This window comes from Roseibaca calidilacus, assembly GCF_001517585.1.
Lineage (GTDB): Bacteria > Pseudomonadota > Alphaproteobacteria > Rhodobacterales > Rhodobacteraceae > Roseinatronobacter > Roseinatronobacter calidilacus.
In genome coordinates, this window is record NZ_FBYC01000001.1 from 126350 (window position 1) to 140564 (window position 14215).

The following is a 14215-nucleotide window of genomic DNA, read 5'->3' on the forward strand; positions in this document are numbered from 1 at the left end:
GTTTCGCATAGTGTGCTTGTGGGTCATTTAGCCCCGGTGCGCGCCTTCGGCCAACGCCGCGACATAGGCCATAACCTCGTCCAGTGGCTTGCCGTCTGCAATCTGCTTGACGATGGCAGATCCGACCACGCAGCCATCGGCCACGCTGGCAATGTCCTGCGCTGTTTCCGGTGTCGAAATGCCAAAACCCACGATCACCGGCAGGTCCGTCGCGGCCTTGATTCGCGCCACCTCTGGCCCGACATTCGCGGCTTGTGCGGTCGCGGCCCCGGTTATTCCGGTGATAGATACATAATAGACAAAGCCAGACGTGTTTTGCAGCACCTTGGGCAGGCGCGCGGCATCCGTGGTGGGCGTGGCCAGCCGGATAAAGTTTAGCCCCGCAGCCTGTGCGGGCAGGCACAATTCGCTGTCTTCCTCTGGCGGCAGATCGACCACGATCAGCCCGTCCACGCCCGCGGTCTTGGCATCGGACAAGAACCGGTCCACCCCACGCGAATAGATCGGGTTGTAATACCCCATCAGCACAATGGGGGTGGTGTCGTTTTCGGCGCGGAAATCGCGCACCATCTGCAAGGTCTTTTCCAGCGTCTGTCCGCCTTCCAGCGCGCGCTGGCCTGCAAGCTGAATGGTGGGGCCGTCTGCCATAGGGTCGGTGAACGGCACACCCAGTTCAATGATGTCCACGCCCGCGCCCGGCAAGCCGCGCATGATATCAAGAGAGGTCGCGGTATCGGGGTCCCCCGCCATGATATAGGCAACAAAGGCCTTGCGGCCTTCGGATTTCAAATTGGCAAAGGTGGTGTCGATTCGGGTCATGGCGTCTCTCTGGTTTTTTACGGGTTTGGTCTAAATCGCGGGCAGAATCAATCGCCAGGCCAAGCAGCGTGTCGGGCTTGTGTCCAAGCGGGTCACACCCTAGAAGCGGGCAAAACGCAGCCTTGGGGGATAGCATGGGCTTTCGCATGGGAATCGTTGGTCTGCCCAATGTTGGCAAATCGACCCTGTTCAACGCGCTGACCAAAACTGCCGCCGCGCAGGCGGCGAATTTCCCGTTCTGCACCATCGAACCCAATGTGGGCGATGTGGCTGTGCCCGATGCGCGACTGTTCAAGCTGGCCGAGATCGGCAAATCGAAAGAGATCATCCCAACGCGGATGACCTTCGTGGACATTGCCGGTCTGGTGCGCGGGGCCAGCAAGGGCGAGGGCTTGGGCAACCAGTTCTTGGCCAATATCCGCGAAGTCGATGCCATCGCCCATGTGCTGCGCTGTTTTGAAGATGACGATGTCACCCATGTCGAAGGCAAGATCGACCCGGTTGCCGATGCCGAAACCATCGAGACCGAGTTGATGATCGCCGATATGGATTCGATTGAAAAGCGTTTGGCCAACCTGACCCGCAAGATTCGCGGTGGCGACAAGGATGCGGTCGAACAAGACGCGCTGTTGCGCCGCGCCCTGACTGCGCTGGAAGATGGTCGGCCCGCCCGCACGGTCGAGGTGGCGGCAGACGAGCGCAAGGCATGGCGCATGTTACAGCTTCTGACCTCGAAACCGGTGCTGTATGTCTGCAACGTGGAAGAAAGCGCGGCCGCCAATGGCAACACCCAATCCGCCCGCGTGGCAGAGATGGCAGCGGCCCAAGGTGCGGGCCATGTGGTGATTTCCGCCCAGATCGAGGAAGAAATCAGCCAATTGGCGGCGGACGAGGCCGAGATGTTCCTGTCCGAAATGGGGCTGGAAGAACCCGGCCTAGACCGGCTGATCCGCGCAGGCTATGCGCTGTTGGATCTGCAAACCTATTTCACCGTCGGCCCCAAGGAAGCGCGCGCATGGACCATCCCGCGCGGCACGTTGGCGCCGCAGGCGGCGGGCGTCATCCATGGCGATTTTGAACGCGGCTTCATCCGCGCCGAAACCGTGGCCTATGACGATTACGTCACCCATGGCGGCGAAGCGGGCGCGAAAGATGCGGGCAAATTCCGGGTAGAGGGCAAGACCTACACGGTGCAGGATGGCGATGTGCTGCATTTCCTGTTCAACGCCTGACAGTTTGACAAGAGCCGCTCTTCAGGTGTCTTGTTAGGGTGTGACAGATCGGGGCGGCAGATGGCCTTGCGATACCAGCGATTGTTATGGGCGTTGGGCGCATTTGCGCTGCTGCTGGCCATCGGGGCCAGCCGCCTTGCCTATGATCGCGCGCTGAAAGCCCAATTCGCCGAACTGAACGAACGGGGGTCCAGCACGCTGACATTGGCGGCATCCAGCCTGTCAGGGTTGTTGTCGCGCTTTGAACGGCTGCCGGGGCTTTTGGCCGAACAGCCGCCCCTGCGCGCCTTGTTGCGCTACCCCGATGACCCGGCCCATCTCGATGCGGCCAATCAGCATCTGCGCGAAAATGCCGAGCGGTCGGGCGCATCGGTGATTTACGTCATGAATAGCGAAGGCGTGACGCTGGCCTCTAGCAATTACGACCAGCCCAGCAGTTTTGTCGGCGGGGATTTCAGCTTCCGCCCCTATTTCCAAGAGGCCATGGCAGGGGGCTTGGGGCGCTTTTACGCGCTGGGCACCACTTCGAACAGGCGTGGCTATTACTTTGGTGCCCCGGTTGAATTCGGGCGCGACCGTCTGGGCGTGGTGGTCATAAAGATTGATCTTGAACAGATCGAACGCGCTTGGGCCTATGAGGATCTGCGCATTATCGTGACCGATACCGAAGGTATCGTGTTCCTGTCCTATCGGCCTGATTGGTTGTTTCATACATTTGGTGCGCTGACACCGGACAACTTGGCCCGCACGCGCGAAACCCGCCGCTATGCTGGCGCCCAGATTGGCCAGATTGACCACACCACCGGAACCGTTCCCGGCGGGCATGCTGTGTTGCGCACAACTGCCGATGATGGCGCGCGCGAAGAGTTTCTGGCCCTGCAAACCCATATGCCGCGCGCGGGCTGGACCATGCAGGTGCTGTTGCCCACCGGTGCCGCCTATGCCCAAGCCCTGACGCTGGTCAGCACCGGCGCGCTGGGGCTGGGCCTGTTGGGGCTGGCGGCCCTTGCCCTGTGGCAGCGCCGGCGGCAATTGGCGGAACGGCTGGCGGTGCAAAGCCGCGCCGCCATAGAGCTGGAAGCCCGCGTTGCCCAGCGCACTTCGGAATTGAAGCGCACCAATATCGCATTGCAAGAGGAAGTGGCCGAACGCCGCATGGCCGAGAACCGCTTGCGCCAGACCCAAGCTGAACTGGTGCAGGCCGGCAAGCTGGCCGCGCTGGGCCAGATGTCGGCTGCACTCAGCCATGAATTCAACCAGCCGCTGGCCGCCGCGCGCAATTACGCGGAAAACGCCGCCGCCTTTCTGGACCGCAACCGCGGGCCAGAGGCGCGCGACGCAATCCACCAGATCCTTGGCATGATCGACCGGATGACCCGAATCAGCCGCCACTTGCGCAATTTCGCCCGCAAACCGAATGAACAGCTTCGCCCGGTGCCCTTGGCAGAGGCCGTTGCGGGCGCGCGCGATGTGCTGGCATGGCGGCTGGACAAGGCGGGCGTCATGCTGGAACTGGCTTTGGGCGATCCGCCACCAATGGTCACGGGCGGGCTGGTGCGTTTGCAGCAGGTGCTGGTGAACCTGATCTCGAACGCGCTGGACGTGACAGAGGGTTCCAACGATCGCCGTTTGCATCTGAGCGCGGCGGCGCGCGGAGAGATGGTCGAAATCTCGTTGCGCGACCACGGCCCCGGCGTGCCCGAAGCCTTGCAAGCGCGTATTTTCGACCCGTTCTTTTCCACCAAGGAGGTGGGCAAGGGGTTGGGGCTGGGCCTGTCGATTACCTATAACATCGTGCGCGATTTCGGTGGCAGCCTGAGCGTGGCAAACCACCCCGAGGGCGGCGCGGTCTTTACGCTGGTGCTGCGCGCAGCCGACCATCCCGCATTGGACGCCGCGGAATGAGTTCCGCGACGGTGTTCCTGATCGACGATGATGCCGATCTGCGTCACTCGACCGAACAGGCTTTGGACCTTGCCGGTTTGACCGCCCAAGGCTTTGCCAGCGCCGAACCGGTTCTTGACCGCATGACCGCAGGGTTTGCGGGCGTGGTCATTACCGATATTCGTATGCCGGGGTTGGACGGGCTAAGCCTGATGACCCGCATTCATGAAATCGACCCCGACATTCCGGTCATCCTGATCACCGGGCATGGCGATGTGCCGCTGGCGGTGCGCGCCATGCGCGAGGGTGCGCATGATTTCATCGAGAAACCCTTTTCCGGTGCGCAGCTTGCCAGCATTGCCGCGCGTGCGCTGGACTACCGCAAGCTGGTGCTGGACAACCGCCGCCTGCGCGCGGTCGCCGGGCAGGCGGACGATCTGGAAGCGCGGCTTGTGGGCCGCTCGAATGCGATGATTGCGCTGCGCCGTCAGATCCGCACCATCGGGCCGTCAGATGCGGATGTGCTGATCGTGGGCGAAACCGGCACCGGCAAGGAAGTGGTCGCCCGCGCGCTGCATGACATGTCGGCGCGCGCGGCGCGGCCTTTCGTGGCGATCACCTGTAGCGCATTGCCCGAAACGCTGATCGAATCAGAGCTGTTCGGGCACGAGGCAGGGGCCTTTCCCGGCGCATTGCGATCACGGTCGGGCAAGTTCGATCATGCCCGCGGCGGCACGATTCTGCTGGACGATATCGGCGCCATGCCGCCCGACCTGCAAGCCAAGTTCCTGCGCGTGGTGGAAGATCGCGTGATCTCTCCGCTTGGGTCGAACGACCTGCGTGAGTTGGATGTGCGTTTCATAGCCACCAGCCGTGTGCCGTTGGAAGCATTGGTCGCCGAGGGCCGGTTTCGGTCGGACCTGCTGTATCGGCTGAACGCGGTCAGCCTGACTGTGCCGCCCCTGCGCGACCGGGCAGAGGATATTCCCGCGCTGTTCACCCAGCTTTTGGCCAGCGCGCAGGCCCGCCACAGCCTAAGCGCGCGACGCCCGAACCCCGCCATGCTGGCGCAGCTTTCCGGGCTGGATTGGCCCGGAAATGTCCGCGAATTGCGCAATGTGGCCGAACGGCATGCGCTTGGCGTGGCCGATCTGGACGCGCCCGCCGCCGATACCGGCACGGGGCGGCTGTCCGATATGATGGCCGCGCATGAACGCAAATTGCTGGTCGATGCGTTGATTCGCCATCGTGGCGCGCTGAAACCCGTCTACGAATCGCTCGGGCTGTCGCGCAAGGCGCTGTATGACAAGCTGATGCGCCACGGCATTGACAAGGCGCAGTTTCAGGACCCGTCCTTGGATGAGTAGCATTCGACACATGACATGCGCGTGATGGGTAGATTTCTACACATCGGCTGTATTTGATTGCGCTAACGTCATTTCCGCCCTTCGCCACGCTTGCAATGGCCCGTGCTGCCCTGTCCTGTTGCCGCGTGCTCTGCGGCCCAAGTGAGGGGGCGGCAGGGACGGCGAAAATACGCATATCCATGGGAGGATCTTCATGCGTTACACCAAATTCACGGCTTTGGCCGCTGCTGCTCTTGTGACCGCATCCATGGCGCAGGCGCAGGACCGTTCCGACTGGCCTGCCAGCTTCACCGTTGGCACGGCAAGCCAGGGCGGCACCTTCTTCGCTTATGGCGCTGGCTGGGCGAACCTTGTGGCCGAAGAACTGGGCATGTCCGGCGGCGCCGAAGTGACCGGTGGCCCAATGCAGAACATGGCGCTGGTCCACACGGGCGACGCGGCATTCGGTATGACCACGATGGGCCCGGCAGCAGAATCGCTGGCTGGCACCAACCCGATTGCCCCCGGTCTGGCAATGGACAAGGCTTGCGCCATGTTCCCGATGTATCAGACGCCGTTCAGCGTGACGGCGCTGTCGTCCTCGGGTATCACCTCGATCTCCGAAATCCCGGATGGCGCGCGCATCGGCTTTGGCCCGGCAGGGTCCACCTCTGACACCTATTTCCCGCGTATGCTGGAAACGCTGGGCGTGAATTTCGAGCGCCGCAATGGCGGCTGGTCCGACTTGGGCGGCCAGTTGCAGGACGGCTTGCTGGATGTGATCGCCTTCGCTGCTGGTGTGCCGGTTCCCGCTGTCAGCCAGTTGGAAGTGCAGACCGACGTGAACATCATCGAGTTCACCGAGGAAGAGCAAGCGGCGATCATTGCGGAATACCCCGTGTCGGCGTTCGAGATCGCGGCAGACACCTACACCACGCTGGAAGCCCCTGCGCGCTCTGTGTCGATGTGGAACTTCGCTGTGGCCAATTGCGACCTGCCGGAAAGCTTTGTCTATGAAGCAACCAATGTCGTGATGTCCGACAACGAGCGGATGGTGAACATTCACCGCGCCGCACGCTCCACGCTGCCCGAGCATTGGGACAAAAACAACGTCCTGAAATGGCACCCCGGTGCGGCTCGTTGGTTCCAGGAAAATGCCGGTGCGGATATTCCCGCCGACATGATCTACGGCGGCTAATAATCTGACCTTAGTGGGCCATCCCTGTTTGCGGGGGTGGCCTTCGTCCGGGGCCCTACAAGGCCCTTTTCCAACTTTGCCAGCAGGTGCTGACCGTGTCTGATAAATCCTCTGACCAGATTACCCCGATTGTCGCCGAAGGTGTCGATGAAGAACCCCTTGTCGGCAACGCCCGTCAGTTCAGCGGCAAGGTGCTGATCGTCGCCAGTCTGCTGTCGGCCTTTTACGCGGCCTTTCACATGGCGGCTTTGAACGGGCTGTCCATTCGGGACTGGACCGGTATGACCATCCCGTTTTTGCCGCGCTTCCCGATGGAGACGTGGAATTTCCGCATTGTCCATGTCGCGGGCGCGCTGCTGCTGGGGTTCATGCTGTTTGCTTCCGTGCGCTTTGCCGAGGATGATGCCAATATTCGTCCCAACCTCTTTATTCGCGGCCTGTCATGGCTGTTGCTGCTGCCCGCGCTCTTTTCGCTTGGCGCTGCCGTCTGGTTCGGCACGTTGATAGAAGGCGGCGTCATGTGGAACGGCATGGATGCCACGCTGAAATTCCGCGAGGTCTACCTGTTCGGCATTCCGTTGATGGTGGCGACCGTGGGCGCGATTGGCTTGTCATGGGTAGAACGCTTGCCGCGCCACGCGTTTTCTGTGACCGACCTTGTCTTGGGCATTTGCGGGATTTCCGTGGCGGTCTACCTGATTGTCATATTCGGCACGCTAATGCGCAATTCCACCGGCACGCCTTTCGCGCCCATCGGCATTTCGATTGCCGCGCTGGCTGGCACGTTGCTGATCCTTGAACTGACACGTCGGGTGGCAGGTCTGGCGCTTGTCATCATTTCGGTCGTGTTTCTGATCTACGTGTTCACAGGCCAATACTTGCCCGGCTTCCTGAATTCGCCCGCAATCTCTTGGGAGCGGTTCTTCAGCCAAGTCTATACCGATGCTGGCATTCTGGGGGCGACCACGTCGGTGTCTTCGACCTACATCATCCTGTTCATCATCTTCGCGGCATTCTTGTCGGCGTCGAAAGTTGGGGATTACTTCGTGAACTTCGCTTTCGCAACTGCGGGGCGCGCGCGGGGTGGCCCGGCCAAGGTGGCGGTTTTTGCGTCGGGGCTGATGGGCATGATTAACGGCACCAGCGCAGGCAACGTGGTGGCGACCGGGTCACTGACCATTCCGCTGATGAAGAAGGTGGGCTATTCCAAGAAAACCGCAGGCGCGGTCGAGGCGGCGGCCAGCACAGGCGGGCAGATCATGCCGCCGATCATGGGCGCAGGCGCCTTCATCATGGCGGAAATCACCGGCATTCCCTATCAGGAAATCGCCATTGCCGCGATCATCCCGGCAGTGCTGTATTTCGCCTGTGTCTACCTGATGGTCGATTTCGAGGCCGCGAAGCTGGGCATGCGCGGCATGCGCAAGGACGAGCTGCCGAAATTGCCCGATCTGATGAAGAAAGTGTTCTTGTTCCTGCCCATCATCATCCTGATCGTGGCGCTGTTCCAAGGCTATTCGGTGATCCGTGCAGGCACTTTGGCCACGATTTCGGCCGCGGTCGTCAGTTGGTTGACGCCCTACCGGATGGACCTGAAAGCGCTTTACAAAGCGTTCGAGAATGCCGGGCAGATGTCGATCCAGATCATCGTGGTTTGTGCCTGCGCAGGTATCATCGTGGGCGTCATCTCACTCACCGGGGTCGGTGCGCGCTTCTCGAACCTGCTGCTGGGTCTGGCGGCAACTTCGCAACTGCTGGCGCTGTTCTTCGCCATGTGTATCGCGATTCTGCTGGGGATGGGTATGCCGACGACGGCCGCCTATGCGGTGGCGGCGTCGGTTGTGGCACCGGGCTTGGTGAACCTTGGCATCCCGCAACTGACGGCGCATTTCTTCGTGTTCTATTACGCGGTGCTGTCAGCCATCACACCGCCGGTGGCACTGGCATCCTTCGCGGCAGCCGGCATTTCGGGCGCAAACCCGATGGAGACCTCTGTGACCTCGTTCAAGATCGGCCTTGCGGCCTTCGTGGTGCCATTCATGTTCTTCTACAACAGCGCGCTCTTGATGCAAGGCACATGGCTGGAAGTGGCACATGTTTTCGTCACCGCATCGCTGGGTGTGTATCTGCTGGCGGCTGCGGTGCAGGGTTGGTTGTTCGGCAAGGTAAACCCGATTCTGCGGTTGGTCATCGGGATCGGGGCGCTTGCCATGATCTCTGGCGGGTGGATCTCGGATGTCATCGGTCTGGGCATCATGGCGCTGGCCTTCGCTATTCAGCGCGGCTTCCTGACGCCCAAGAACGCGGCGCGCGGCGCGGATTGATCCGCGTAAGCAAGCCCCGGCAATACCAAAGGGCCGCCCGGTTGGGCGGCCCTTTGCATTTGTTTCGACGGGCAAGATGCAATCAGCCGAACGCGTCGGGTTCCGACGCCTTGCGCCGCGCGACGTAATCGGCCAGCGCTTCGTTCACGGCGGGGTCAAGGGCGGGTTGCTGGTAGTCGCCCAGCATCTTGTCTACCCGCGCGCTGGCCAGCGCTTGCGTATCGCGCGCGCCTTCTTCGTCCCACGTCTCGAAGGGTTTGTAATCCAGCAGGTCGGAGCGCCAGAACGCATCCTTGAAATTGGCCTGTGTGTGGGCACATCCCAAGAAATGCCCGCCCGGTCCGACCTCGCGCAGGGCATCCATGGCTTGTCCGTTTTCCGACATGTCCACGCCGCGTGCCAGATGGTGCAGCGTGCCAAGCTGGTCGGCATCCATCACGAATTTCTCGTAAGAGGAAACAAGTCCCCCTTCCAGCCACCCGCAGGCGTGAAGCATGAAATTCACGCCCGACAAAAGCGCCATGTTCAGGCTGTTGGCGGTTTCGTAGGCGGCCTGCGCGTCGGGCAGTTTTGACCCGCAAAATGACCCGCCAGAGCGGTAGGGCAAGCCCAGCCGCCGCGCCAATTGCCCCGCGCCATAGGTGATCAGCGACGCTTCTGGAGTGCCAAATGTGGGCGCGCCGCTATTCATGTCAATCGAGGTGACGAAGGCCCCGAAGATCACGGGTGCGCCGGGGCGCACCAACTGGCTATACGCTACGCCCGCCAGCACCTCGGCCAGCACCTGTGTGAGCGTGCCCGCGACAGTGGTCGGCGCCATCGCGCCGCCGACGATAAAGGGTGAAATGATGCAGGCTTGGTTGGCGCGGGCATACACCTCTAGCGCGCCCATCATCACCGAATCGAAGGTCAACGGGCTGTTGATGTTGATGAGCGAGGTCATCACCGTGTTCTGGTCCACGAAATCGGCCCCGAACAGCAGTTTGGACATCTCGACCGAATCCTCGGCGCGCACGGGTTCCGTGACCGACCCCATATAGGGTTTGTCCGACAGGGTCATATGCGCTTGCAACATGTCCAGATGGCGCTTGTTCACGGCCACATCGGTCGGCTCGCACACCGTGCCGCCGGAATGGTGCAGCCATTTCGACATGTAACCCAGTTTCACGAAATTGCGGAAATCTTCCATCGTCGCGTAGCGGCGCCCGCCGCTGGCAGAGCGCACGAAGGGGGGGCCATAGACCGGGGCCATGACCAGGTTGCGACCGCCGATTTCGACGTTGCGGGCAGAGTTGCGGGCGTGCTGGGTGAAGGTTGCCGGTGCCGTGGCGCAAAGCTGGCGTGCCAATCCGCGCGGGATGCGGACGCGTTCCCCCTCGACCTCTGCCCCGGCCTCGCGCCAGCGGTCCAGCGCGGCAGGGTTGTCGACGAAATTCACGCCAATTTCTGCCAGAACGGTTTCGGCATTGGCTTCGATGATCTGAAGCGCTTCCTCGTTCAGAACGTCCAGATTGGGAATGTTGCGTTCAATATATTTCGCGGTTTCCAGACTGACCGCAGAGCGCGCCGCACGCCGGGCCGCGCCGCCGCCCCCACTGCGCCCGCGCCGTCCGCCTGCCCCGCTGCTCATGTCCATCGCCGGTTCTGCCATGTCGCACACTCCCTTGCGCCCGTCCTGAGGGGTCAGGCGGGTATCATGTCCGTTTTACAAAGGGGCACGGCGCTTGCATCGCCAAATTGCGGCGCTTCACGGTGCAAAGCGACATCTGCCTGTTCCAGTGGCTGGACAGAACTGGCTCTAGCGCATAAACGCCCGGTATAGAGGTGGCCTGTGCCACGGGGCGCGACGGTTCGTCCCTTGTTCTGCTGGGGGAAGTCCCCATATGCTAGCCCCCGCCCGGTCGTCATGGCCTTGGGCAAAGTGACAGGAGCCATGCCATGCTGGACATGCCCAATATTCGCGACACGTTGCGCGCGGAATATGACCTTGCCCCGAACCCCGACCTTGCCGCGAACATGCAGGACGAATACGCCCGCATGGCGCGGGTCGTTTCGCCTGCCGATTGGGCGATTCACGCGCCCTATGTCGCCGCGATCAATGCGCTGAAACGGAAGCGCAACGCGACCATCCTTGCGCATAACTATATGACGCCCGAAATATACCATGGCATTGGCGACGTGGTGGGCGACAGCCTGCAACTGGCCATCGCCGCGACCCAGACGGATGCCGATGTGATCGTGCAATGCGGCGTGCATTTCATGGCCGAGACGTCGAAAATCCTGAACCCCGGCAAGACAGTGCTGATGCCCGACATGCAAGCTGGCTGTTCGCTGGCGGAATCGATCACGCCCGCGGGCATTGCCGAAATGCGCGCGCGCTATCCCGGTGCGCCGGTCGTGACCTATGTCAACACCACAGCCGATGTGAAGGCAGCAAGCGATATATGCTGCACATCCGCAAACGCGGTGCAGATCATCCGCGCGTTGGATGCCGACACCATCATCATGACGCCCGATCAATACTTGGCGCAGAATGTCGCCGCGCAGGTGCCTGAAAAACGCATCGTCTGGTGGGAAGGGTCGTGCATTGTGCATGAACAATACACCGCGCAGGACATCCGCGAGTTCCGCGAGTGGAACCCCGGAACCCGCATTATCGCGCACCCGGAATGCCCGCCAGATGTGGTTGCAGAATCCGATTTCTCGGGTTCGACCAAGGGCATTCTGGATTATGTCAGTGCCGAACGGCCCGAACGCGCCATGCTGGTGACAGAATGTTCCATGGCGTCGAATATTTCCGACGCGCACCCCGATGTCGAATTCATCGGCCCGTGCAACATGTGCCCCTACATGAAGAAAATCACGCTGGAAAAGGTGCTGTGGTCGCTGCATTCCATGACGACTGAAATTACCGTGCCCAAGGACGTGGCCGACAAGGCGCGGCTGGCAGTGCAGCGCATGATCGACCTTGGTTCGAAGGGCTAACGGCTTGGAGACGTCGCGCATTGTGATTGTCGGCGCGGGGCTTGGGGGGCTTTATGCCGCGCTCGCCTTGGCGCCGCGCCCGGTCTTGGTCATTTCGCCCGAAACCTTGGGCGAGGGCGCGTCTTCGGCTTGGGCGCAGGGCGGGATTGCCGCGGCCATGGCTGCGCCCGACACGCCCGAAGCCCATGCCGCCGACACGTTGCGCGCAGGCGCGGGCACGGTGGACCCGGACGTGGCGCGCATGGTCACACAAGCCGCGCGCGACCATATTCTGGATCTTGCCCGCCATGGCACCCCGTTTGATCGCGATGCCCAAGGCGGTTTCGTGATGAACCACGAAGCCGCGCATTCCACCGCCCGCGTGGTGCGCGTGCAGGGCGACCAAGCGGGCCGCAAGATCATGGAAACGCTGATTGCCGTGGTGCGGGCCACGCCTTCGGTGCAGGTCATGGAAGGGGTGATCGCGCAGGGGCTTTTGACCGATGGCGACCGCGTTATCGGCCTGCGAATGGCGCAGCTTGCCGGTGAGAGTGTCAGCGCACCCGTCGCGTTGCGCGCGCCTGCCGTGCTGCTGGCGGGTGGCGGGTCTGGCGGGTTATACGCGCTGACCACGAACCCCGCGCGCATTCGCGGGCAGGTGATGGGCATGGCCGCCCGGGCAGGCGCGCGTATGGCCGATATGGAATTCGTGCAGTTCCATCCGACCGCGATGGATGTGGGGCTGGACCCTGCGCCCTTGGCGACCGAAGCGCTGCGCGGGGCAGGGGCGGTGCTGGTCAATTCAGATGGCAGCCGCTTCCTGCAAGGCGAACACCCCGATGCCGAACTCGCGCCGCGCGACATCGTGGCGCGGGCCGTTTTTGCGCAGTCGCAAGCGGGCAAGCGCCCCGCGCTGGATACGCGCGCGGCCTTGGGCGCGCGGGTTCTTACCGACTTTCCATTCGTTGCCTTGGCTTGCCAGCGCGCCGGTTTGGACCCGGTTGCGCAACCGATTCCGGTGGCGGCCGCCGCGCATTACCACATGGGCGGCGTGGCGGTGGACCGGCACGGGCGCAGCTCGCTTGCCGGGCTGTGGGTGTGTGGTGAGGCGGCCTCGACCGGGTTGCACGGCGCGAACCGGCTGGCTTCGAACGGGGTGTTGGAAGCGCTGGTTTTTGCGCGGGCCTGCGCGGAGGATATGCAGCGCATATCCGGCCCAGATAACGCCCCGCCGGTGCAACCAGATTTCGCGGGCGACGGCACGGCGCCGGACCCTGACGCTGTCGCAACCCTGCGCCAGACCATGACCGCGCATGTCGGCGTGCGGCGCACGGGTGCGGGCCTGCAACAGGCGCTTGATACCATCGACCGGCTGGAGCGGGCGCAAGCCGACAGCCCCGATTTTGCCAATATGTGCGCCACTGCCCGGCTTATCGCGGCCAGTGCACTGGCGCGGCGCGAAAGCCGCGGCGCGCATTGGCGCGACGATTTCCCGACATTAGATCCCGCGCAAGCCGCGCGCAGTTTCATCACCCTAGCCCACGCCACGGAGCGCGCATGACCCAACCCTTGCCCGAGTTGTTGTTGGAACCCTTGGTGCGCGCTGCCCTGATCGAAGACCTTGGTCCCAATGGCGACGCCACCACCCGTGCGGTCATTGCCCCCGATCTGACCTATCGCGCGCGGCTGAATGCGCGCGCCTCGGGCGTTGTGTCTGGCGTGCAGGCGGCGGAACTTGCGTTCCGGCTGGTGGACCCGGCCTTGCGCGTGACCGTGCTGCGCGGCGATGGTGCGCAAGTTGCGGCAGGTGATACGATTCTGGCCATTGACGGGGCGGCGGCATCTATTCTGAGCGCCGAACGCGTGGCGCTGAATTTTATGGGGCGCTTGACCGGCATCGCCACCTTGACGGCGGCGTTCGTGGCCGAAACCAGCGGGCACAAGGCGCGCATTACCTGCACGCGCAAGACCACGCCGGGGCTGCGGCTGGTGGAAAAGCAGGCGGTTTTGCATGGCGGCGGCAGCCCACATCGCTACAGCCTGTCAGACGCGATCCTGATAAAAGACAACCATATCGCGGCAGCGGGGGGCGTGCCCCAAGTGCTGCGCGCCGCACGCGACCGTGCAGGCCATATGATGCGCATAGAGATAGAGGTGGATACGCTGGCGCAACTGGAGCAGGTTCTGGCCACAGGCGGGGCCGATGTGGTGTTGCTGGACAATATGGACAGCCAGACCTTGACCGAAGCGGTGGCGTTGGCCAATGGCCGGATCGTGACCGAAGCCTCTGGCAACATGCAGCTAGAGCGCATTGCCGAGGTTGCGGCAACCGGGGTCGATTTCATCTCTGTCGGCGCGCTGACGCATTCGGCCCCGGTGCTGGACCTTGGGCTGGACTTTTAGCGCCCAATTGCACTGCACAAGTTAAATTTTATTGTGGCGATCTTG

At 62.5% G+C, this 14215-nt stretch carries 10 protein-coding genes; 8 read left to right on the forward strand and 2 right to left on the reverse strand.

What is annotated here, in order from left to right:
* Nucleotides 1-27: 27 nt before the first annotated feature.
* Complete coding sequence (gene trpA, locus AWT76_RS00455; RefSeq protein WP_072244235.1) at nt 28-819, reverse strand: tryptophan synthase subunit alpha; 792 nt, start codon at nt 817-819, stop codon at nt 28-30.
* Nucleotides 820-953: 134 nt separating this feature from the next.
* Between trpA and ychF the strand changes: the two genes are divergently transcribed.
* The 5 genes from ychF to AWT76_RS00480 all read left to right on the forward strand — a co-directional run bounded on the left by ychF (nt 954) and on the right by AWT76_RS00480 (nt 8803).
* Nucleotides 954-2051 carry a redox-regulated ATPase YchF gene (gene ychF / locus AWT76_RS00460; protein WP_072244236.1) on the forward strand — a complete coding sequence of 366 codons (1098 nt, stop codon included), beginning with the start codon at nt 954-956 and terminating at the stop codon, nt 2049-2051.
* A 60-nt stretch (nt 2052-2111) separates the two neighbouring features.
* Nucleotides 2112-3956 carry a sensor histidine kinase gene (locus tag AWT76_RS00465; RefSeq protein WP_082700034.1) on the forward strand — a complete coding sequence of 615 codons (1845 nt, stop codon included), beginning with the start codon at nt 2112-2114 and terminating at the stop codon, nt 3954-3956.
* Nucleotides 3953-5302 (forward strand): sigma-54-dependent transcriptional regulator, encoded by a 1350-nt coding sequence (locus AWT76_RS00470; RefSeq protein ID WP_072244237.1) that lies wholly within the window; start codon nt 3953-3955, stop codon nt 5300-5302. The genes AWT76_RS00465 and AWT76_RS00470 overlap by 4 nt, the downstream gene beginning before the upstream one ends.
* 193 nt (nt 5303-5495) lie before the next feature.
* A complete protein-coding gene (locus tag AWT76_RS00475) occupies nt 5496-6479 on the forward strand; it encodes a TAXI family TRAP transporter solute-binding subunit (RefSeq protein WP_072244238.1) in 984 nt (327 codons plus the stop codon).
* 89 nt (nt 6480-6568) lie between these two features.
* Nucleotides 6569-8803: a TRAP transporter permease gene (locus AWT76_RS00480; protein WP_407071400.1), complete on the forward strand. Its 2235-nt coding sequence runs from the start codon at nt 6569-6571 to the stop codon at nt 8801-8803.
* An 82-nt stretch (nt 8804-8885) separates the two neighbouring features.
* On the opposite strand, the gene AWT76_RS00485 is transcribed toward AWT76_RS00480, so the two are convergent.
* Nucleotides 8886-10454 (reverse strand): trimethylamine methyltransferase family protein, encoded by a 1569-nt coding sequence (locus AWT76_RS00485; RefSeq protein ID WP_176699297.1) that lies wholly within the window; start codon nt 10452-10454, stop codon nt 8886-8888.
* A 287-nt stretch (nt 10455-10741) separates the two neighbouring features.
* Here AWT76_RS00485 and nadA point away from each other — a divergent pair, with 287 nt between their 5' ends.
* Genes nadA through nadC form a run of 3 tightly spaced genes read left to right on the forward strand, consistent with a single transcriptional unit; the run spans nt 10742 to nt 14170 of the window.
* Entirely contained in the window at nt 10742-11788 is a 1047-nt protein-coding gene (gene nadA, locus AWT76_RS00490) for a quinolinate synthase NadA (protein WP_072244239.1), read from the forward strand.
* A gap of 4 nt (nt 11789-11792) precedes the next feature.
* Nucleotides 11793-13328: an L-aspartate oxidase gene (locus tag AWT76_RS00495; protein WP_072244240.1), complete on the forward strand. Its 1536-nt coding sequence runs from the start codon at nt 11793-11795 to the stop codon at nt 13326-13328.
* Complete coding sequence (gene nadC / locus AWT76_RS00500; protein ID WP_072244241.1) at nt 13325-14170, forward strand: carboxylating nicotinate-nucleotide diphosphorylase; 846 nt, start codon at nt 13325-13327, stop codon at nt 14168-14170. Before AWT76_RS00495 ends, nadC begins: the two co-directional genes overlap by 4 nt.
* The last annotated feature ends 45 nt before the right edge of the window (nt 14171-14215 follow it).

What these genes read in the sequence shown, in the direction of transcription:
- trpA (WP_072244235.1), bottom strand. Translation starts at nt 819, where the DNA reads ATGACCCGAATCGACACCACCTTTGCCAATTTGAAATCCGAAGGCCGC.
- ychF (WP_072244236.1), top strand. Translation starts at nt 954, where the DNA reads ATGGGCTTTCGCATGGGAATCGTTGGTCTGCCCAATGTTGGCAAATCG.
- AWT76_RS00465 (WP_082700034.1), top strand. Translation starts at nt 2,112, where the DNA reads ATGGCCTTGCGATACCAGCGATTGTTATGGGCGTTGGGCGCATTTGCG.
- AWT76_RS00470 (WP_072244237.1), top strand. Translation starts at nt 3,953, where the DNA reads ATGAGTTCCGCGACGGTGTTCCTGATCGACGATGATGCCGATCTGCGT.
- AWT76_RS00475 (WP_072244238.1), top strand. Translation starts at nt 5,496, where the DNA reads ATGCGTTACACCAAATTCACGGCTTTGGCCGCTGCTGCTCTTGTGACC.
- AWT76_RS00485 (WP_176699297.1), bottom strand. Translation starts at nt 10,454, where the DNA reads ATGGCAGAACCGGCGATGGACATGAGCAGCGGGGCAGGCGGACGGCGC.
- nadA (WP_072244239.1), top strand. Translation starts at nt 10,742, where the DNA reads ATGCTGGACATGCCCAATATTCGCGACACGTTGCGCGCGGAATATGAC.
- nadC (WP_072244241.1), top strand. Translation starts at nt 13,325, where the DNA reads ATGACCCAACCCTTGCCCGAGTTGTTGTTGGAACCCTTGGTGCGCGCT.